The 20,564-nt window shown below is 70.0% G+C and carries 16 protein-coding genes; 15 read left to right on the forward strand and 1 reads right to left on the reverse strand.

The annotated features are described in order from the left end of the window. Positions 1-21: 21 nt before the first annotated feature. The 6 genes from BM339_RS43340 (at position 22) to BM339_RS43365 (ending at position 7,547) form a co-directional block, all read left to right on the forward strand. Positions 22-1,305: an aspartate aminotransferase family protein gene (locus BM339_RS43340; RefSeq protein ID WP_075024612.1), complete on the forward strand. Its 1,284-nt coding sequence runs from the start codon at positions 22-24 to the stop codon at positions 1,303-1,305. Continuing rightward, entirely contained in the window at positions 1,302-2,702 is a 1,401-nt protein-coding gene (locus BM339_RS43345) for an amidase (RefSeq protein WP_075024613.1), read from the forward strand. Before BM339_RS43340 ends, BM339_RS43345 begins: the two co-directional genes overlap by 4 nt. Next, on the forward strand, positions 2,699-3,433 hold the full coding sequence (locus BM339_RS43350) for an SDR family oxidoreductase (RefSeq protein WP_075024614.1): 735 nt from the start codon (positions 2,699-2,701) through the stop codon (positions 3,431-3,433). Before BM339_RS43345 ends, BM339_RS43350 begins: the two co-directional genes overlap by 4 nt. Positions 3,434-3,582: 149 nt before the next feature. Then, positions 3,583-4,710 carry a cytochrome P450 family protein gene (locus BM339_RS43355; RefSeq protein ID WP_256255815.1) on the forward strand — a complete coding sequence of 376 codons (1,128 nt, stop codon included), beginning with the start codon at positions 3,583-3,585 and terminating at the stop codon, positions 4,708-4,710. 254 nt (positions 4,711-4,964) lie between these two features. Further along, on the forward strand, positions 4,965-6,326 hold the full coding sequence (locus BM339_RS43360; RefSeq protein ID WP_075024616.1) for a M20/M25/M40 family metallo-hydrolase: 1,362 nt from the start codon (positions 4,965-4,967) through the stop codon (positions 6,324-6,326). 285 nt (positions 6,327-6,611) lie between these two features. Further along, positions 6,612-7,547, forward strand: coding sequence for a DUF5829 family protein (locus tag BM339_RS43365; protein ID WP_075024662.1), 936 nt, complete (start codon positions 6,612-6,614; stop codon positions 7,545-7,547). A gap of 234 nt (positions 7,548-7,781) precedes the next feature. Here the strand turns inward: BM339_RS43365 and BM339_RS43370 are convergent, their stop codons facing one another. Next, positions 7,782-8,675, reverse strand: coding sequence for an aldo/keto reductase (locus BM339_RS43370; protein WP_075024617.1), 894 nt, complete (start codon positions 8,673-8,675; stop codon positions 7,782-7,784). A gap of 105 nt (positions 8,676-8,780) precedes the next feature. Here BM339_RS43370 and BM339_RS43375 point away from each other — a divergent pair, with 105 nt between their 5' ends. The 9 genes from BM339_RS43375 to BM339_RS43415 all read left to right on the forward strand — a co-directional run bounded on the left by BM339_RS43375 (position 8,781) and on the right by BM339_RS43415 (position 20,410). Further along, positions 8,781-9,326 (forward strand): TetR/AcrR family transcriptional regulator, encoded by a 546-nt coding sequence (locus tag BM339_RS43375; protein ID WP_021592950.1) that lies wholly within the window; start codon positions 8,781-8,783, stop codon positions 9,324-9,326. Positions 9,327-9,639: 313 nt separating this feature from the next. Further along, on the forward strand, positions 9,640-10,989 hold the full coding sequence (locus BM339_RS43380) for an aromatic ring-hydroxylating oxygenase subunit alpha (protein WP_021592949.1): 1,350 nt from the start codon (positions 9,640-9,642) through the stop codon (positions 10,987-10,989). Positions 10,990-11,041: 52 nt separating this feature from the next. Beyond that, a complete protein-coding gene (locus tag BM339_RS43385; protein ID WP_024935188.1) occupies positions 11,042-11,587 on the forward strand; it encodes an aromatic-ring-hydroxylating dioxygenase subunit beta in 546 nt (181 codons plus the stop codon). A 176-nt stretch (positions 11,588-11,763) separates the two neighbouring features. Further along, a complete protein-coding gene (locus BM339_RS43390) occupies positions 11,764-13,044 on the forward strand; it encodes an ABC transporter substrate-binding protein (RefSeq protein ID WP_177287915.1) in 1,281 nt (426 codons plus the stop codon). A 127-nt stretch (positions 13,045-13,171) separates the two neighbouring features. Continuing rightward, complete coding sequence (locus tag BM339_RS43395) at positions 13,172-16,693, forward strand: ATP-binding cassette domain-containing protein (RefSeq protein ID WP_083598506.1); 3,522 nt, start codon at positions 13,172-13,174, stop codon at positions 16,691-16,693. Positions 16,694-16,729: 36 nt separating this feature from the next. Further along, positions 16,730-17,038, forward strand: coding sequence for a bifunctional 3-phenylpropionate/cinnamic acid dioxygenase ferredoxin subunit (locus BM339_RS43400; RefSeq protein ID WP_075024620.1), 309 nt, complete (start codon positions 16,730-16,732; stop codon positions 17,036-17,038). 100 nt (positions 17,039-17,138) lie between these two features. Further along, positions 17,139-18,371: an NAD(P)/FAD-dependent oxidoreductase gene (locus tag BM339_RS43405; RefSeq protein WP_075024621.1), complete on the forward strand. Its 1,233-nt coding sequence runs from the start codon at positions 17,139-17,141 to the stop codon at positions 18,369-18,371. Between the two features lie 118 nt (positions 18,372-18,489). Continuing rightward, positions 18,490-19,464, forward strand: a complete 975-nt coding sequence (locus tag BM339_RS43410) for an alpha/beta fold hydrolase (RefSeq protein ID WP_075024622.1) — start codon at positions 18,490-18,492, stop codon at positions 19,462-19,464. 55 nt (positions 19,465-19,519) lie between these two features. Next, complete coding sequence (locus BM339_RS43415) at positions 19,520-20,410, forward strand: VOC family protein (RefSeq protein WP_083598507.1); 891 nt, start codon at positions 19,520-19,522, stop codon at positions 20,408-20,410. Positions 20,411-20,564: the final 154 nt, after the last annotated feature.

Below are 20,564 nucleotides of genomic sequence, written 5' to 3' on the forward strand. Positions count from 1 at the left end.
ACACGCGACAGGGAGCGACCGATGACCGACGACCGCATAGATGACGGCGGCGACGCGACCGCCGGGCTGCGTCCGCGGGCCCTGGACGTGGCCCCGGGCGGGGTGCATTCCAACGCCCGCCTCGGCCACGCCGGGATGTTCTTCGAACGGGGGAGCGGGGCGTACCTGTGGGACGTGGCGGGCCGGCGGTACATCGACTACGTCCTCGGCCGAGGCCCCAGCATGCTCGGGCACGCGCCGCCCGCCGTGCTCAAGGCCGCGACCGCCGCCGCGGAGTCGGGGATGAGCCTCGGATCCCAGCACCCGCTGGAAGTGCAGGCCGCGGAGAAGCTGCGGGCCCTGCTGAAGTGGCCGGAGATGCTGCGGTTCACCACGACCGGCAGCGAGGCCGCCGAGCTGGCCCTCCGCGTTGCGCGGGCGCACACCGGCCGCCAGGAGATCGTGCGGTTCGAGAACCACTACCACGGCTGGCTGGTGGACGACGCCCCGTCGCCCGGCGGCGACCAGGCGGCGGGGCGATGGCCGGCCGGCGTGGACCCCTGGACCCACGTGCTGCCCTGGAACGACGAGGACGCCCTGAGAACGCTGCTGGAGCGCCGCGGCTCCCGCGTGGCCGCAGTGATCATGGAGCCGGTGATGGTCAACCACCGCGGCACTCTCCCGGCGCCCGGCTACCTGGAGGCGTGCCGGCGCCTCACGCGGGCGTGCGGGGCGCAGCTGGTCTTCGACGAGATCGTCACCGGCGCCCGGCTGGCGCCCGGCGGGGCGGCCGAGGTGTTCGGCGTCGTCCCGGACCTCGCCACCTACGCCAAGGGCATCGCCTCGGGCTGGCCCGTGGCGGCGGTGGCCGGGCACCGCGCCGCCCTCGCCAGGGTCGAGGACGGAACGGTCAACCACCGCGGCACTTACAACGGCTCGACCGCGAGCATGGCCGCCGTCGTGGCCACGGTGGACGCCATCGCCGACGGCGGCGTCCACCGGCACATCGAGGAGGTCGGGTCGCGCCTGATGTCGGGATTGTCGGAGGTCGCCGGGAAGGCCGGAGTCCGGTTGCGCGTCCGCGGCTTCCCGGCGGCCTTCCACGTCGCCCTGGTCGACCGCGACCCCGGCGACCCCTGGGACGAGACGGTGCCGCCGGACATGCCGCGCTACCAGCGGCTCGTGGAGGGCCTGCTGGGACGGGGAGTCTGGGCCAGCGCCCGCGGCAACTGGTACCTGTCGGCCGCGCACACCCATGACGACGTCGCGGCCACGCTCGACGTGTTCCGCGAGGCGCTCGCGGATATCGCCGCGGACGAGCGATGAGCACGGACCTGTGGCGGCTGCCCGCCAACGAGGCCGGCGCGCTCATAGCGGCAGGGCTGCTCTCCCCGGTCGAGCTCACCGAGGCCCTCCTCCAGCGCATCGACGATCTCAACCCGCACCTCAACGCGTTCCTCACCGTCACGCCGGAACGGGCCCGCCGGGACGCCAAGGAGGCGGAGACGCGCGCCTTGAACGGGGAGCGTCTCGGCCCGCTCGACGGCGTCCCGCACTCGGTCAAGGACCTGGAGCCCACCGCCGGGATCCGCACCACCGGCGGCTCGCTGTGGAACAAGGACCACGTCCCCGACCACGACTCGCTGGTCGCCGCGCGGCTGCGCGCCACCGGCTCACCCCTGCTGGGCAAGACGAACACGCCGCAGGCGGGCTACAAGGACATGACCGACAACCTGCTGGGCCCGCCCGCCAGGAACCCCTGGGACCTCACCCGCACCCCGGGCGGCTCCTCGGGCGGCGCGGCCGCGGCGGTCGCCGCCGGGCTCGGCCCGCTGGCGCAGGGCGGGGACGGCGCGGGCTCGGTGCGCATCCCCGCCGCGCACTGCGGGGTGGTGGGGTTCAAGCCGTCCAACGGGCTGATCCCCAAATGGCCGAGCAACGACTGGTACGCCGCTCTGGCGACCGCCGGCCCGCTCACCACCACCGTGACCGACGCCGCCCTCATGCTCAACGCGCTCGCGGGCCCCGACCGGCGGGACCCGCAGTCGATCGACCGTGAACCGCCCGACTTCGTCGCGGCCTGCCGCGGTTCCGTGCGGGGCCTGCGCGTCGCCTGGAGCCCCGACCTCGGCCACGCCACCGTGGCACCGGACGTCGCCGAGGCCACACGGCGGGCCGCCCTGGTCTTCGAGCGGCTCGGGGCCTCCGTGGAGGAGGTGCCGATCGGCTGGGGGACGCTCGCCCGGGAGATCATCGAACCCACCTGGGGGATCCATTTCGTCGCCCGCTTCGCGGAGAAGGCGGAGGAACGTCCCGACTGGATCGAGTCGAGCCTGCTGGCCTTCGTCCAGGACGGGCACGCGCGCAGCGCCCTCGAATACCGGCGGCTCCTCGCCCGCCGCGCCGAGCTCTACGATCGCGTGCGGCAGTTGTTCGACACCTACGACCTGCTGCTCACCCCCACCATGCCGATCACCGCGTGGCCGGCCGAGGGGGAGCCGGAGATCCCGCTGTTCGAGCGGCTGCCCTTCACCTACCCGTTCAACCTCACCGGGCATCCGGCGGCCAGCGTCCCCTGCGGCCTGGACGGCGGCGGGCTGCCCGTGGGCCTGCAGATCGTCGCCGACCGGCATCGTGACGACCGGGTGATGGCGGCGGCGGCGCGGTTCGAGGAGGCGCAGCCCTGGACGGCGCACGCTCCGCACCCCGGGCGGCCGCGATGAGCAGGCACGCCCTGGTGGCGGGCGCGTCCAGCGGCATCGGGGCCGCCGTCGCGCAGACCCTCCTGGAGGCCGGCTGGCACGTCACGATCGCGGCCCGCCGGCTGGACGTGCTGACCGCCCTCGCGGACCGGTTCGGCCCCGCCTGCGTCCCCGCCGCCCTGGACGTCACGGACCAGGAGTCGGTCGACCGCCTCGCCCGGTCCCTCCGGAACGGGCCTGCGGACCTGCACGCGCTGGTCAACTGCGCCGGCCACGACGTCGGCGGCCGTACCCCCTTCCACCGTTCCGACATCGACGACGCCCTCTCGGTGCTGCACACCAACGCCGCGGGGCTGCTCCGTCTCACGCACGCGCTGCTGCCGGTACTGGCCGAGACGGATCCGGCGGACGTGGTCAACATCGGATCGGTCAACGGCGTCCGCCCCGCCGCCGGGCTCGCCGCCTACAGCGCCAGCAAGTCCGCGGTGCACGGCTTCACCGCCGCGCTCCGCGAGGAATGCGCCGACCTCGGCATCCGCGTGACCGAGGTGCTCCCAGGCATGACGCGGACCGGCTTCGCCGCCACGCGCTGGCGCGGCGACCAGGACAAGGCCGCCGCCTACTACGACTCCTATCCCGCCTTGCTCGACCCCGGCGACGTGGCGAGCGCGGTGCGGTTCGCCCTGGACCAGCCCCCGGGAGTCTGCTGCACCGAGATCACCATCACCCCGTTCCCCGTCCGCCAACGCTGACGCAGGCGGCGGCCACAGAGGGCCGCAGCGGATCACGGGTCACAGGCAGACAGATGCGGAACAATCAGGAAGTGATCTATACAGACGCGTTCTTCCGTGATCCGCACCCGGTGTACGCGCGCCTTCGGGAGGAGGCGCCCGTCTTGAAGATGAAGGATCCGAACGGGCTCGCGTACTGGCTGATCACACGGTACGACGAGGCCCGCGCCGCGCTCGCCGACGAGCGGCTGTCCAAGGACCCGCGCCGTGCCTGGGACGCTCTGCGCGCGGCGGGGATCGTGTCCGGAGAGCCGCAGGACGCGACGTTCGACCTGCACAGCGTCGATCCGCCCGAGCACACCCGGCTGCGCGACCTCGTCACCCGGGCGTTCACCCCGGGCCGGGTGGCCGGGCTCGAACCGCGCGTGCGGGAGATCACCGACGGGCTGCTCGACGCGATGGCGGCCGGGGACACGGCCGACCTGATCGGGGACTTCGCCTACCCGCTGTCGCTCACCGTCATCAGCGAGCTGGTCGGCGTGCCCGCGCCGGACCTGGACGACTTCCGCGTCTGGGTGACCGCGGCGCTGACGCCCCGATTCGTGCGCGATCCGGTGATGTCACGCGAAGAGGGCGGCCGGCGACTGCGCGAGTACGTCACCGACCTGGTCGCCGCCAAGGCCGCGGCGGAAGGGGCGGACGCGCCCGACCTGCTCAGTGCCCTGCTGACCGCGCACGAACGGGACGGACGCCTGTCCTCGGCCGAGGTGGTCGCGCTGACCCAGCAACTGCTCTTCGCCGGTCACGAGCCGACGACCAACCTCATCGGCAACGGCATGGCGGCGCTGTTCCGGAATCCCGGCCAGCTGCGCCTGCTGCGGGACCGTCCCGACCTGCTGCCGGCGGCGATCGAGGAACTGCTGCGCTACGACGGGCCGACCGCGCGCGCCTCGCCGCGCTACGCCGTCGAGGACATCGAGATCGGCGGGGTCACGATCCCGGAGGGGGCGGTGGTCATCGTCGGGCTGGCCGCCGCCAACCGCGATCCCGGCGCGTTCGACGATCCCGACCGCCTCGACCTCACGCGCGACGGCCGAGCCCACGTGGCCTTCGGGCACGGGATCCACCGCTGCCTCGGCGTGCCGCTGGCCCGCCTGGAGGGCCGGATCGCGCTGGGGTCCCTGCTGGCCAGATTCCCCGGCATCGCGCTCGACCGTCCGCACGACGAGCTCGCCTGGCTGCCCTTCCCCGTCTTCCGGGGACTGCGGTCACTGCCCGTCCGGCTCACCGGCCGATGACAGAGGTTCTCCCGAACCGCCATGTGCGCGATTGACAAGCCACGGGCGCGCTTTTCATATCGATATGTTCGTTAGCGCCTTCTCTTGCTGATCTTGATCACGGTCCGGTTTCGGATTGACGACGCATTCTTGTCGTCATCACGGTGATTACGTAGTTTCGCCTCAAACGGGGGCATGGTTCCTTATCTCGCCGCCGTCCGTCACCTCGAGACCCGAGGCCGGCGGGCGCGGCCCGTATCCCTTGAGGAGACGCCATGTCCGAGGTCAAGCGCCGTGATCTGCTGGCGGGAGCCGCGGCCTTCGCCGGGTTCGCGACCGTCGGCCTGCTCCCCGGCACCGCCGCCGCCGCGACCCGGCAGCGCCCCGGTGCCCTCCTGCCACCCTCGCTCACCCCCGGCGACAGGGCCGTGGTCGGCCGCGTCGACGTCCGCCGGGCGATGCGCCACCTGAGAGTGCTCAGCGACGGGATCGGCTGGCGCATCTCCGGCACCCCCTCCGAGCACCGCGCCGCCCGCTACATCGCCGGGTACCTGCGCGACCTCGGCTACAAGGTCGCGCTGCAGCCCTTCCCGGTCGCCGACAAGTACCTGGCGGAGATCCGCGCCCGGGGCGAGCGGCTCTGGCAGTGCAGCGCCTCCCCGCAGGGCGCCGTCGCCTCGGTGTCCGGAACGGTGGTGGACGTGGGCCCGGTCACGGAGGTCCCCGCCGATGTGCGCGGCAGACTGGTGCTGTTCGACCGCGTCTCCGGCAAGGAGACCGCGCAGGCCAAGGCCGCCGCGGACGCGGGCGCCACGGCGGTGCTCATCATCAACGCGCGCTCGGAGACCTACCCCGAGCGCAAGCCCGGCTCCTTCGTCCCGACCCTGTCGGAGGAGGTCGCGATCCCGGTGCTGGGCCTGGCCGAGTACCACGGCGAGCGGATCCGCGCGGGCGCCCGGCGGCTGTCCTTCAAGGTCACCCACTACTCCGGGCTGACCTCGTACAACGTCCTGGCCGAGCGGAAGGCGACGCTGCCGAACCCCGCGGGCAAGGCCGTCATCGTCAGCGCGCACTACGACAGCGTCCCCGGCTCGCCGGGCGCCAACGACGACGGCAGCGGAACCGTCCTGTGCCTGGAACTGGCGCGCGTCCTGAAACGGCTGCCGACCCAGCAGGCGATTCGCGTCTGCCTGTGGGGCTCGGAGGAGTCCGGCCTCATCGGTGCGCGGCACTACGTGAAGCAGCTCGACGAGGCGGGCGTCGCGCAGATAACCGGCTGCTTCCAGAACGACATGGTCGCCACCAGCCACCCGCCCGCGGGGACGTACTGGCTGCTGTCGGTGGACGGCGCGGACAACACCACGACGGCCGCGGTGAACGCCGCCGCGCGCCGCCTCGGCTACGCCGGCCAGACCGAGGGCCCCACCGCCCGCGGCTCCAGCGACCACGAGGCCTTCTACGAGCGCGGCATCCCGGCGGGCAACTTCAGCTGGCGCGGCAGCGAGGCGCCCAGCCAGCTGGAACCGATCTACCACACGCCCGAGGACACGATCGCCCTGAACATCAGCCCCGAACGGCTCCAGGTCTCCCTCGAACTGATCGGCTGCGCCGCATACGACGTGGCACGCCGCAAGTAGCGCGGAAGAGCGGCCGGAGGTCGGCCGGGCCATGGGCGAACGAGGGCTCCTGCCACGTCCGACCTCCCCGCCCTCTCGCCAAGCCCAAACCAGCCAGACAAAAAGGAAAAATCACCCAAAATCGGCAGAGCAGGTCCCCGAAAACCGGCACCGCGTCGGCGCCATACAAAAGACACGAAACGGCCGGACCCGTGACCTGCATGATCTTGAAATGTGGACGGCCGCAGTCAGCCCGCGGCGCGGAAAGCCCCCGTTCGTGATCTTGGTCGTCTTATGATCATTTTCATGTCGATGCGCCGAGCAGTACGGACGATCACGACGCTCACCGCCGCTCTCGCCGTGGCCTTAAGCGGGACGGCCGGCGGTGGAGCCGGGACGGCCAGGGCCGACGCGGCCCGGCCGCAGCTGCTGTTCTACAACCACTCCTACGCGGTGCTCGACAGGGCGACCGCGGACGCCGTGGAGCACTCCACCTACCTGCGGGCGTTCTCCGACTTCGAAGTCCGCACGACCACGGGTGGCGGCCTGACCTGGAAGGGCCGCTACCTGAAGGGACGGGAGACCTACATCGAGTTCTTCAGCGAGGGCGACCTGCCCGGCCAGGACGCCCTCTTCGGCTCGTCCGGGCTGGCCTTGTCCGTCGAGAACCAGGGCGAGCTGGCGACGGTGACCGACCGGCTCAAGGCACAGGGGATCAGCGACCCCGCCGAGTACGACCAGACCCGTGACTTCGGCGACGGCGTGCCGGTGCCGTGGTTCGACACCATCCGCACCACCGGGCAGCAGTACGACGCCTTCGACCCCTGGGCGATGGAGTACCGGCCGGAGTACTTCGCCGACCCGCGCAGCCAGACCGAGCCCGCGAGCCACGAGGGAGACGTCGGCCGGGAGCGCTACCTGCCCGACGGCTACCGCGACCACCAGATGCGCGACATCACCGCGATCGAGCTCGCCGTCCCCGAGCGCGACCTGACCAACACGGTGCCGCTGCTGAAGGCCGGCGGCTTCACGCTCCGCAAGCTCCCGGACGGCGTCGTCGCGGTGAGCGGCGGGACGAGGATCGAACTCCACGGCGTCCCGCGCGAGCGGGCAGGTATGCGGCGGGTCGAGATGTCCCTCAACCAGCCCATGACCACCCGCCACACGGAGCGGATCGGCAACTCCACCCTCGTCGCCGGCCCCGGCGCCCACGCCGTATGGACCTTCGACAGCCCGAGGTAAGCCCCCGGCCCGGGTCGGCCCACCCACGGGCCGACCCGGGCCGGAATCAGTCGCGGGCCGGAATGATCGTCCCGGACAGGGCGGGCCATGCGTTGACCCCGGCCCGCTCCCCGGGCACCCCAGGAACGCGAATGGATGTGGGGCATAGAAGACGGCAAACGGCACTGGACCCCGCCCAAGTCGCCATAGCCACAACCCTGCTGAAACGACCACCGCCGCAGATCTGACCGCCTGTCACCGAGACCCCGCGAGCAAAGCCAACGCTCCCTCATCGAGCGCCACATCACCGGCGGCGATGTTCTCCTCCAGGTGCTCGATGCTGCGGGTCCCTGGAATCAGCAACGCGTGCGGGCCGGTCGCGAGCAGCCAGGCCAGCCCGACCTGAGCCGCGCTCACGCCCAGCAGTGACGCCACCTCCCGCACGGCCGGCAGGTCGGCGACCTTGGGCAGGTCCGGCACTCCCGATCCGAGCGGGAAGTACGGCACCCAGGCGATGTCGAACTCGCGGCAGACCTCGAGGACGGGCTCGGACGAACGGTCGACGAGGCTGTAACCGTTCTGCACGCAGGCGACGTCGGCCGGAAGCGCATGACGCAACTGGCCGGCGTCGACGTGGCTCAGGCCGAACCCCCCGATCAGCCCGGCGTCCCGTAGGGCGACCAGTTCGGCGAGCTGATCGTCGAAGTCGACCCGCTGTTCCTCGGGGATGCCCGGGTTCCGGCCCATCGGGTAGAAGTTGACCACGTCGAGGCGCTCCAGACCCAGCGTGCGAAGGTTCGTCTCCACCTCGGCGCGCATCTCGGCGGGCGTCTGCGCGGGCCGCAGCCCCCATTCGGCGTTCACGTCGCTCGTGGCGCCGATCTTGCTGACCAGCACCAGGTCATCGGGGTACGGGTGCAGGGCGGCGCGGATGCGCATGTTGACGAGGCCCGCGGCGTAGAACTCGGCGGTGTCGATGTGGTTCACGCCGAGCTCGACGGCCCGGCGCAGCACGGCGAAAGCAGATCTGTCGTCCCCGTGTTCGAGCTGCATCGCGCCGTACCCGATACGGGCGACAGGGCGCCCGTACAGGGACCCGATCCCACCCGGCCGCGGACGGCGGGACTGCGTGGCATCACCGACGGTCATGTCATGACTCCGATCGCTGGTAACCTCCAAACCGGAGGACCCTCCGAAACGTAGCACAATCGGAGGTGCCTCCGATTGTGGCGTCGGCGAACGAGAGGTGATGGCATGCGGGCGGACGCCCGGCGCAACCGCGACCGTCTCCTGGCGGTGGCTCGCGCCGCCTTCACGAGCGGCAAGCCGCTCGTCCTTGAGGACGTCGCTCGTGAGGCGGGTGTGGGCATCGGCACGCTCTACCGGCACTTCCCGAGCCGAGAGGCACTGATCGGCGAGCTCTTCAGCGCCGAACGCGCCGCCCTCTGCGCCCGCGCCGAGTCACTGCTCGCCGACCACGAGCCCGTCACGGCCCTGCGGCTGTGGATGGACGCCTACGCCGACTTCGTCGCGACCAAACGCGGCATGGCCGAAACACTCAAAGCGATCATCACCATGGACGCGGGCGCCGACGCCGAGGCACGCGAGAACCTCGACACCGCCGTCCGAACCCTGCTCTCCGCCGGCGCCCGGCAAGGCCGCCTCCGACCGGACACGCAACCCGAGGACCTGCTAACGGCCCTGGTAGGCATCCTCCTCGCCACCGATGACAGCGCCCAGACAGCACGCCTCTTCGACCTGCTCATAGCCGGCCTGCGCCCCGAAACGGCAACCCCTTAAGAAGTGCGCAGGCCCGGACGCCAACGCCACTCGTGCCGAGGTACCGGCCGGCGATCTCCAGTTGAGGTCGGCCCGTTTACCTGCAGTGCGCCCAAGCGATGCTCGGTCGCGGGTCGGTGACGTAGGCCCTGCGTGGCGCGAGCCGCAGCGCTGTGGTGACCTGCGGCCAAAGTGACGTGCTCGTCCGACAGATGAATGTCGGACCGAGCGTTCCGTGGTGTGGAACAGCGGTCTGGGAACGGGCTCGCGCCGGTGCGACCGTGACCGGACCCACGACAGAGCGTGGTCGAACCACACGACGCGAGGTGGACGCATGAATGCCCTGAGCGCGACGCGACTTGACGAGCTGGTCTCGCTCGAACGGGGGGAGGTGGACCGGCGCATCTTCTCGGACGAGGACATCTTCGAGCAGGAGATGAAGCTCATCTTCGGCAGGGCCTGGCAGTTCCTCTGCCACGAGAGCCAGATCCCGAAGGCGGGCGACTTCTTCGAGACGCCGATGGGCCGGGACAACGTGCTGACGGTCCGTCAGAAGGACGGCTCGATCAAGGCGATGCTGAACACGTGCAGTCACCGTGGCAACGCGGTATGCCGCGCGGAAGAAGGCAACATCAAGGCCTTCATGTGCACGTATCACGGATGGTCCTTCGACCTGGGCGGGAAACTGATCGGCGTTCCCAACATCGACAGGTTCTACAAGGGCGGCCTCGACAAGTCGAAGCATGGACTGACCCAGGTCGCGCAACTCGCGAACTACCACGGGTTCATCTTCGGCACGATGGATCCCGCGGCGCCTTCGCTGGAGGACTACCTCGGGCCGACCGGCCGGATCGCGATCGACCTCATCGCGGCGCGCGATGTCGAGATCATTCCCGGCATCCAGAAGTTCACCATCGACTGCAACTGGAAGTTCGCCGTCGACAACGTGTTCGACTGGTACCACGCCCAGGTCACGCATATGTCCGCTCTCGCATCGGGGCTGTTCGCGCCTACCGATGGCGACGTCGAGGTCGGCGGTGCGAGGAACACGCTCGGCGAGTCCCTGGACATCCCGAGCGGGCTCATGGGCGACGGGATCCACGACCTCGTGCTCCTCGCCGAGTTCGGCCACGCCGCGGGCGGCCCGTCGGTCGACGGGCTGGGCGGCATGCCGATAGACACCTCGTGGCGGCAGAGGCCGAAGGCCCGCGAGTGGCTCGGCCCGATCGGAAGCCAGGTCTGCGGCTATCCGAACGTCTTCCCGAACAGCTGGCTCGCGACGGCGGGCGGGCAGCTGTCGCTTCGGGTGCCGGTGAGCCCGAACAAGACGGAGATCTGGTGGTTCAGCTTCGTCGAGAAGAACGCCACGCCCGAGCAGCGGAAGATGACCGTCAGGATGGCGAGCCACATCTTCGGGCCCGCCGGAATCCTTGAGCAGGACGACGGTGAGAACTGGGCCCAGTCGACCGTCCAGACGCACGGTCATCGCAGCCGGCGGATTCCGCAACTGCTCAAGATGGGGCTGGGCCGAGGAAAGGTCATCAACGAGCACGGCCTCCACCGCATCGAAGGATCCACGAGCGAGAGCGCCCAGCTGTGGACCTATCACGCCTGGGCGCAGTGGATGAAGGACCTGGACTGGGATTCGCTCCGCCAGGCGACCGTGCCACCGGACGTGCTGTGAATCGACGTCCTGAATCCCGAACACGTCGTCTTTCTGAAAGGAGTTCGTGGCGATGACGGTCGATCTGGAGGCGGTCGCCTCTCCTGAGCTGGTGGCGTCCATGGTGCTCCAGTACCAGGTGGAGAAGTTCTACAACGACGAAGCCGCGTTGTTGGACGCGCATAAGCACGAACAGTGGGTGGAGCTGTTCTCCGAGGACACCCACTACTTCATGCCGATCAGGCGCACGCGCCTGCGCCGCGAACTGGCGAAGGAGTTCACCAAGCCCGGCGAGATGGCGTACTTCGACGATGACAAGGAACTACTCCAGGCCAGGTGGAAGAAGCTCGCCAGCGGAGCCTCCTGGGCGGAGGACCCGCCGTCGAGGACGCGGCACCTGATCACGAACGTTCGGGTCACCGAGGACCGCGGTGCCGAGCTGAGCGTGGAGTCCAACTTTCACGTCTACAGAACGCGCCTGAAGACGGATGTCGACTCGTGGGTGGGTTCACGGCAGGACGTACTGAGGCGCAACGGTGATTCCTTTCTGATCGCCAGAAGACTGATCCTGCTGGATCAGTCGGTGGTGCTCTCGCGCAACCTCACCACCATGTTCTGAGACCGCACCGTCCTCGGAATGAGGACTGCGGCCGATCACGCGTGCACTCGTCGGCCGAGTAGCGACAACGCATCGCCGGCGGCTCCCAATGAACGCCTCCCGATGAACAGGACCAGGGACGATCCCGGATCGCCCCTGCCCGATACATGAAGAACAACGTAGAGGAGCGGGCGACAATGGAAGTCGCGAATTCCCGGAGACGGGTGTACCGGATATGCGTTCCCGTCCTGCTGCTGGCTCTGGCGGCGGTGGCGTGCGGCGGCGCGCCGGACAGTTCCGAGACGGGCGGCGTGGGCGTCAACCCGTCCTGCACCGGCGAGCCGGTGAGGTTCGGAGTCATCTCCGTCCTGACCGGTGACGCGGTCATCCCGGCCGATCCCTCCTACGCCAACGGCGCCAAGGCCGCCGCCACGGCGTTGAACCGGTCGTGCGAACTCGGCCGGCCCGTCGAGGTGGTCAGCTGCGACAGCAAGAACGACCCGAACCTGGAGGCCGCCTGCGGCCGGAAGCTCGTGAACAAGAAGGTCGTGGCGTTCATGGGCCAGGACGTCGGGGGAGGGACGTGGTTCCCGATCACGTCGGCCGCCGGCATTCCCGAGATCGGCGGCACGGGCCTGTCCAGCGTCGAGACCACGAGCCCGCTGTGGTTCCCGCTCGCGGGCAACGTCAACGCGGCTCTCGCCTACGCGACGGTCGCGGCGTCCGAACTCGACAACGTCAGAGCCGCGGTGCTCCCTCTGGACTCCCCGGGCGTGAGCTTCTACATCGATTTCTTCAAGCGTCAGACGGAGGCCCTCAACGGCACTTTCGCGGGTTCGTTCCCGGTGCCGGCGACCACGGTCGACATGACGCAGTACGCGGCGCAGGTGAAGAGCGCGGGCGCGAACGCGGTCTATCCGGTTCTGGGGGGTGACCAGTTCCTCGGCCTGGTCAAGCAATTGGCGGCCCAGGGCAGCCCGCTGACCGAGACCGTGGTCATCCAGCTAGGCTCCGGGGTCACCTGCGAATTCCTCGATCAGGTGGGCCCGGCCGGTGAGGGGCTCTGGGTGCTCAACTCCGCGTGGCCGGTGGCGTGGGACACCGGTTCTCCGGGCGCGAAGCAGTACATCGGTGAACTCAAATCGGCCGGACTGCCGTCCGGTGCATGCGATGTGAGTGAGTTCGGTGTCCAGGCATGGTCCGCGGTGCACATCATGGCCGGCCTTCTCAAGGGCTCCCCGACAATGGACGCCAAGACCCTCGTGCGGAAGTTGAACACGGCCGGGCCGATCAAGCGTTCCGAACTGGCGGGCACGGTCGACTGGAGCAGGAACGCCTTCCCGAACGACGCGTCGCTCTCCCGCCTTCGGATCTTCTCCAACCAGTTCCTCGTGTCCCGCATCATCGGCGGCAAGCCGCGCCTGGTGACTCCGTCGCCGGCAACGGTCGGGAAGCCGTTCACCCCGAGAACCGGCTGATCCCTCCACTCGCGCCGGACGGTGCCGCCCACCGAGGCGGCGGCACCGTCCGGCCGGCCCACCCCGAAGACGATGACGATGCGACCGGCCACGCCTCTGTCGCATTCCGACGTAGTGGAGAAGAACCATGTTGGCAACCGATCTCCTCAGCCAGCAGACAATGGCGTTCGCGCTGCTCGGCATGGCCACCGGCTCGCTCTACGCGCTCGTGGCGCTGGGCATAGTGCTGGACTACCGGTCATCCGGCGTACTGAACTTCTCGGCGGGCGCGGCCGGCGGTATCGCCGCATTCTGCTTCTACGGCATGCGGGACGACCTCGGCTGGGCGACCGTGCCCGCCCTGGCCGTGGCGCTGCTCCTTGCCGCCTCGCTCGGCGCGCTCACCCAGCTCGTGGTCCTGGGGTTCCTGCGGGAGGCGTCGCTGATCGGGAAACTGATCGCGACACTGGGGGTGATGGCGGCCGCGCAAGGCGCCGTGGCCATCGCCTTCGGCAACGAATCCAAGGGGCTGCCGCGGCCGATCCTGCCCAACGACCCCGTGCGGATCACCGACCGCATCCTGATCCCGCAGGACCGCCTGCTCATCATCGGCATCGCGATCGCGCTCGCCGTCGCCCTGCGCATCGCCTACTCGACGACCCTGTTCGGGCTCGCCACCTCGGCGGTGGCCGAGAACCGGCACGTCACGAGCGCCTACGGGTGGTCGCCGAACAGGATCGAGCTCATCAACTTCACGATCGCGGGCCTGCTGTCCGGCTTCGCGGCCATCCTCCTCGCGCCGATCATCGGCCTCGCCGGGAGCACCCTGGCCCTCACCGTCCTGCCGGCACTCGCCGCCGCTCTGGTGGGCCGGCTGTCCTCCTTCGCGCTGACCGTCGCGGGTGCCCTGGCGATCGGGGTCGTCACGAGCGTGATGGGGTTCCTCCTGCCGGACATCGCGCAGGCGCTCGGCGTCGGCGTCCCCTCGATCACCGGGCTGCCGGACACCGTCCCGCTCCTGGTCGTCATCCTGATCACCGTGTTCGGCGGCCGGGCCCGCCTCCAGCGCGGTGAGACGTCCGCGCGGATGCCGCTGCCGGGCACCGGCCGGCTCCGGCCGGGCCTCATCATCGGCGCCGGCGCCGTCTTCGCGGTCATCACGTTCCAGGTCTCCGGGACGTGGGTCGACGCGTTCACCATCAGCATCGCCGGCGGGCTCCTCGTCCTTTCCGTCGTGGTCGTCACCGGTTACGCGGGCCAGCTGTCGCTGGCGCAGTTCGCCCTCGCCGGCTTCGGCTGCTGGGTGGCCGCCCGTCTCGTCGCGACCCAGGGCTTCGCGTTCGGCGCCGCACTCGTGGCCGGCGTGGCGGCCACGGCGGCGGCCGGACTCCTGGTGGCCCTGCTGGCCCTCCGGGCGCGGGGGGTGAGCCTCACCGTGGCGACCCTCGGCCTCGCGCTCATGATCAACGCGCTGGTCTTCAGCAACGGCGCGCTGACGGGCGGATACGTCGGCACGCTCGTCACGACGCCGAGCCTGTTCGGACTCTCGCTCGACCCGATCGGCCATCCTGCGCGCTACGCCGTCTTCGGCCTGGCCATGTTCGTCGCGGTCGGGCTCATGGTGGCCAACCTGCGCCGCGGCCGGACCGGCCGGCGCCTGCTCGCGGTCCGCGGGAACGAGCGCGCGGCGGCGTCGCTCGGGATCGGCGTCCACACCGCCAAGCTGTTCGCCTTCGCGCTGGCGGCGGCGATCGCGGCGGTGGCCGGCGTGGTCCTCGGGTTCCGGCAGCCGCAGATCCAGTTCAACCAGTTCGACATCGCCGGGTCGATCAACGCCGTGCTCAACGCCGTGCTCGGGGGAGTGGGATTCGCCTCCGGCAGCGTCATCGGCGGTGCCCAGACCGAGGGCGGCATCACGACACACGTCCTCGACCAGCTGTTCCCCGGCAACACCGAGACGGTCTTCTGGATCCAGATCGTCTCGGGTCTCGGCGTGATCCTGCTGATGCGCCAGTGCCCCGACGGCCTCGCCGCGCTGTACGCCAACCTCGTCGGACGCCGGCTGCCGGACTTCAGGTGGCGCCGGACCGGTTCCCCGGCCGCGCCCGTCCCGGGGCGGCCGCACCAGCCGAGGGCACTGGAGGTCCGCAACGTCTCCAAGCGGTTCGGCGGCGTCGTGGCCCTCGACGACGTGAGCCTCAGCGTCCGTCCGGGAGAGGTGCTCGGGCTGATCGGCCCGAACGGCGCGGGCAAGACGACCATGGTGGACGTCATCACCGGCTTCTCCACGCGCACGGCCGGGTCCGTGCTGCTGGGCGACCAGGTGATCGACGCCTGGTCGCCGGAGAAACGGGCCCGGCGCGGCATCGCGCGGTCTTGGCAGAGCGTCGAGCTGTTCGAGGAGATGACCGTCCGCGAGAACCTGCTCGTGGCCGCCGAGCGGCACCACCCGGCGCGCTACCTCGTGGACCTGGTCTGGCCGGGACGCCCCCGGCCCACCACGGCGATGCAGGACGTGGTGGACGAGTTCGGGCTCGCCGAGTTCCTCGACATGCGGCCGTCGACGCTGTCCCAGGGCACGGCGCGGCTGTGCGGGATCGCGCGGGCGATGGTCAGCCGCCCTTCGGTGCTGCTGCTCGACGAGCCCGCGGCCGGACTCGACGCCCACGAGACCGCCGAACTGGTCGCACTGATCGAGCGCATCGCGCGGAAGTGGCGCGTCGCGGTGCTGATCGTCGAGCACGACGTCGAGATGATCCTGGGCCTGTGCGACAGGGTCACGGTGCTCGACTTCGGCAGGCAGCTCGCCGACGACGTCCCGGACGCGATCCGCAGTCATCCGGAAGTGATCAACGCGTACCTGGGCGATGCGCTCGAAGAGCGGGAACCGTCCGCGGCGACCGCGTCCGACCTGGATGACCGCGCCGTCGTTCTCGAAGCGGAGAAGCTCCGGGCGGGCTACGGCGACCTCACCGTCGTCCGGGATCTCGACCTACGCGTGCGCGGCGGCGAGGTGGTCGCCCTCCTCGGCCCGAACGGCGCGGGCAAGACGACCACCGTCCGCACGCTCGCCGGCGATCTGCGCAAGCACGGCGGCACCGTGCGGATCGACGGCTGCGAGGTGGTCTCGGCCCTCCACGCGCGGGCCAAGGACGGTCTCGGCCTGGTGTCCGAAGAGCGCACGGTGCTGATGCGGATGACCGTCGCGGAGAACTTGCGGCTCAGCCGCGGTGACCGGCGCCTCGCGCTGGAACTGTTCCCCGAGCTGGAGCCGCACCTGCACCGCCGCGTGGGGATGCTGTCCGGCGGCCAGCAGCAGATGCTCTCGCTCGCTCGCGCGCTGTCGCGGAGGCCGCGGCTGCTGATCGCCGACGAGCTGTCCTTCGGGCTCAGCCCCATGGCATCGGCGCGGCTGCTCCAGGCCATCCGCGCGGCGGCCGAGACCGGCATCGGCGTGCTGCTGGTGGAGCAGCACGTCCAGCGCGCGCTGGAGGTCGCCGACCACGCCTACGTGCTGCGGCAGGGGCGGGTCGAGATGAGCGGAGCCGCACACGACCTGCGCGAGACGGCGCTGAAAGACATCCAAGGCCTCTACCTGGCGGGCGCCGCGGCGACAGACGCACCGGAAGCGGACCGGCCGCGAGGGCCGTCGCTTCCCGCCGGTAACTGATCTCCCTCCTCCGACTCCAAGGATGTGTGCATAGCCATGACCTGGATCCGCGCCTGTGAGATCGACGCCGTCGACGACGGCGAGGCGACCGTCCTGCAGCGCTCCCCGGAGCCGCCGGTGGCGGTGTTCAACGTCGGCGGCGAGTTCTTCGCCACCGACGACACCTGCACCCACGACAACTATTCGCTCGCCGACGGCTACATCGACGACGAGGTCGTGGAGTGCCCTCTGCACATGGCGAAGTTCTGCATCCGGACGGGGAAGGTGCTGTCGCCGCCCGCCACCAGGGGCCTGACTTCCTATCCCGTGAAGGTCGAGGACGGAGCGGTCTACGTCGACGTGTGATCGCGCCGGGGACGCGCTGCGCCCTCGCTGTGCCCCGCTGCCCCGCTGTGCCCCGCTGCCCGCTGTGCCCCGCTTGAACGGATTTGAGGGAACGACAGGTATGCCCAAACACCCCACCTACGTCATCGTCGGCGCCGGTCTGGCCGGCATGAGGGCCGCGGAGACACTTCGCCAGGAGGGTTTCGACGGCCGTCTCGTGCTGATCGGTGACGAGCCCCACCTGCCCTACGATCGCCCGCCGCTGTCGAAAGGCGTGCTCGACGGCTCGCGGGAAGCCGAGTCGACGAGACTGCGGGATGAGAGCTTCTACGTCGACAACGCCATCGAGGTTGTGTCCGGCCGGCCGGTCACCGCACTGCGTCCCCGGCTGGCCGCGGTGGAGCTGGGCGACGGCGCCGTCCTGCCCGCTGACAAGGTGCTCCTGGCCACCGGTGCTGGACCGCGTCCGCTGAACGTTCCCGGGGCGGACCTCCCCGGCGTCGCGTACCTGCGCACACTCGACGACGCACTGGCTCTGGCGGGGGAGCTGCGCGCCGGAGCCGCGGTCGTCGTCATCGGTGCCGGATTCGTGGGGGCCGAGGTCGCCGCTTCGGCTCGGAGCCTCGGCTGTGACGTGACGATGCTGGAGACGGCGCCCGTGCCCCTGGGGCGGGTGCTCGGGCCGGACATCGCACGGCGCTTCACCGCGCTCCACCTCGCCCACGGCGTGAACCTGCGTTGCGCGGTCGGCGTCGAGGCGATCGAGGGCGCGCAGCACGTCCAAGCCGTCACCACCACGGACGGTGTCAGCCATCCCGCCGACGTGGTCGTGGTCGGCATCGGCGCCCTTCCCAACAGCGATCTGGCGGCGCAGGCGGGCATCACGGTCGACGACGGGGTCATCGTCGACGAGCTGTGCCGCACCGGCAACCCCCACGTGTTCGCCGCCGGTGATGTCGCCCGCTTCTGGTCGCCCGTCGCCGATCGGCGGGTCCGGAGGGAGAACTGGCAGAACGCCATCGACCAGGGGGCGGCCGCCGCGATGTCGATGCTGGGCAAAGGGTCGGCGTACCGCGAATCGCCCTGGTTCTGGTCCGACCAGTACGACCTGAAACTGCACATGGCCGGCGCACCGGAACCGACGGACGACGTGGTGTGGCGAGGCGACCCGTCGGGCGCGGATTTCTGCGCCTTCTATGTCCGGGACGGCGTCCTCACCGGCGCGGTGGGAGTCAACCGGCCCAAGGACGTCCGCGCGGCACTGACCGCCATCACGGCCCGCTTGACCGTCCCGCCGGAGATTCTCGCCGACCCCGCCATCGACCTGCGCAAGGCGACCCGTCAATTGGTGTGAGAAATCGTCCGCAGCCGTTCAGAGATGCGGAACAAGCATCCTGACGCAGCGAATGCCCGTGACCATACTCAGGCTGCCGGCAGATGGTCTGCCGCAGAAAGTGCAAAGGAGTTCTGCAATGGCTTTCACCGACGAGGGGATCATGAAGGTCGACGGCCTGTTGAGCCGATGGGTCAGGCTGCCCGGCGGCGTCAAGGCCCACTACATGACTTCGGGCGAGGACGGGCCGCCGGTGGTGCTGCTGCACGGGGGCATCATCGGTTCTTCCGGTACGGCCGGGTGGCGATTCATGGCGCCATTCCTCGGAGCGCACGGCTTCCGCGTGTACTGCCCGGACCAGCCCGCGTTCGGCCTGACCGAGGACCCGCAGGGGTACTACGAGCCGGGGCGTGCCGGGCACGTGGACTTCCTGCACGACTTCACCACGGCGCTCGGCCTCGACCGCTTCCACCTGGCGGGCAATTCGATGGGCTGCCTGAACACCGTGAACTATGTGGTGGCCCACCCCGAGCGGGTCATCAGCTACGCGCTGATCGGCGGCCGCATCGGCGATCTGGTCGGCGACGACGAAGAGCAGGAGCTCCGCGAGAGGCTCGACCACGTGATCCCCGACATCAGGGTCTTCGACGGCACGAAGGACTCGATGCGGATCATGCTGGAAAAGATCATCTACCGGGCCGAGTCGATCAGCGACGAGCTGCTGGAGATGCGCACGCGGGCCGCCAACAACAAGCGCGAGGAGTACGCCCGGCACACCGTGAAGACGTTCCAGCCGCTGACCGGTGTCGACGTCGCGCGCTTCCCCACCAAGGGCCGCCTCGACAAGCTGCCGATCCCGGCGATCTACCTTTACGGGCGACAGGACGTGATCTTCCCTGTCGAACTCGGCTACCTGCAGGAGGAACGGCTCCCGAACGTCCAGTTCTTCTTCCCCGACGAGTGCGGACACCAGGGGCAGACGGACCAGCCGGACATGTTCAACCAGATCTTCCTGGAGTTCTTCCGCGACGGAAAGGTCAGCCGGAAGACGGCGGACTGGGCGGGGGTGTCCAAGAACCGTCCCGAAATGCCCGAGTACGTCGCCGCGCGGTGACGAGCCCCGCTTCGGTCGCGAGTTCCCGCCCAGCCACCACAAAGGAGCCCGGACGATGGGTTACATCAAAAGCCTCGGATACATCGGCGTCGGCGCCGACGATCTCACCGCGTGGCGCGAGTTCGGCACCGGCGTGCTCGGCCTCCAGGTCGGTGAGGCCGGCGCGGACGACGACACGCTGTACTTCCGGATGGACGGCAGGTCCTACCGGATCGCCGTGCACAAGAGCACCCATGGCGCCCTGCACTACTTCGGATTCGAGATCAGCACCCGCGAGGAACTGGCCGACTTCGCCGAGCAACTTCACTCGAAAGGCGTCGAGGTGACCGAGGAAGGCGCCGAGCTCTGTGCCGCCCGGCGCGTGTCCGCCCTGCGGAGCGCGACGGATCCCATGGGCAACCGCCTGGAGTTCTTCGTCGGGCACGAGGAGGCCACCGCCCCCTTCGTCTCGCCCACGGGCGCCCAGTTCGTCATCGACGACATGGGCCTCGGCCACGCGTTCATCACGTGTGACGACATCGAGGTCTTCAAGGACTTCTACATCGGCAAGCTGGGCTTCCGCCTCAGCGACACCGTCAGCCTGACACCGGGCGCGGAGACCCATTTCCTGCGCTGCAACACGCGGCACCACACGCTCGCCGGCGTCGCCATTCCCGGCAGGCTGCCCTCGCTGCATCACATCATGCTGCAGGTCGCCTCGATCGACACCGTGGGTCACGCCTACGACAACGGCGGCGGCATGGTCGACCTGACACTCGGCAAGCACACCAACGACCACATGATCAGCTGCTTCTTCAAGACGCCCTCGGACTTCGTGGTGGAGTACGGTTTCGACGGTCGCCAGGTCGACGACGACACCTGGGTCGTCGGCCACTACACCGCCGCGAGCTACTGGGGTCATCGACGCCCGGAAGCGATGACCGGAGCGAACGAGCCGACGTCTTAGGGCCGCTTGGAAGCGCACGCTAACAATGGCCCGATTCCGCACACAGCCGCCTGAGTAGGCACCGATCCGCGCGTCCGGCGAGAGCAGCCGCCCGGCGCCCCGGAGCACGATCCACGAGTGCCCGGGGCGCCGCTCAGGGCGTGAGCCCGGCACC

The organism is Actinomadura madurae (genome assembly GCF_900115095.1).
Lineage (GTDB): Bacteria > Actinomycetota > Actinomycetes > Streptosporangiales > Streptosporangiaceae > Spirillospora > Spirillospora madurae.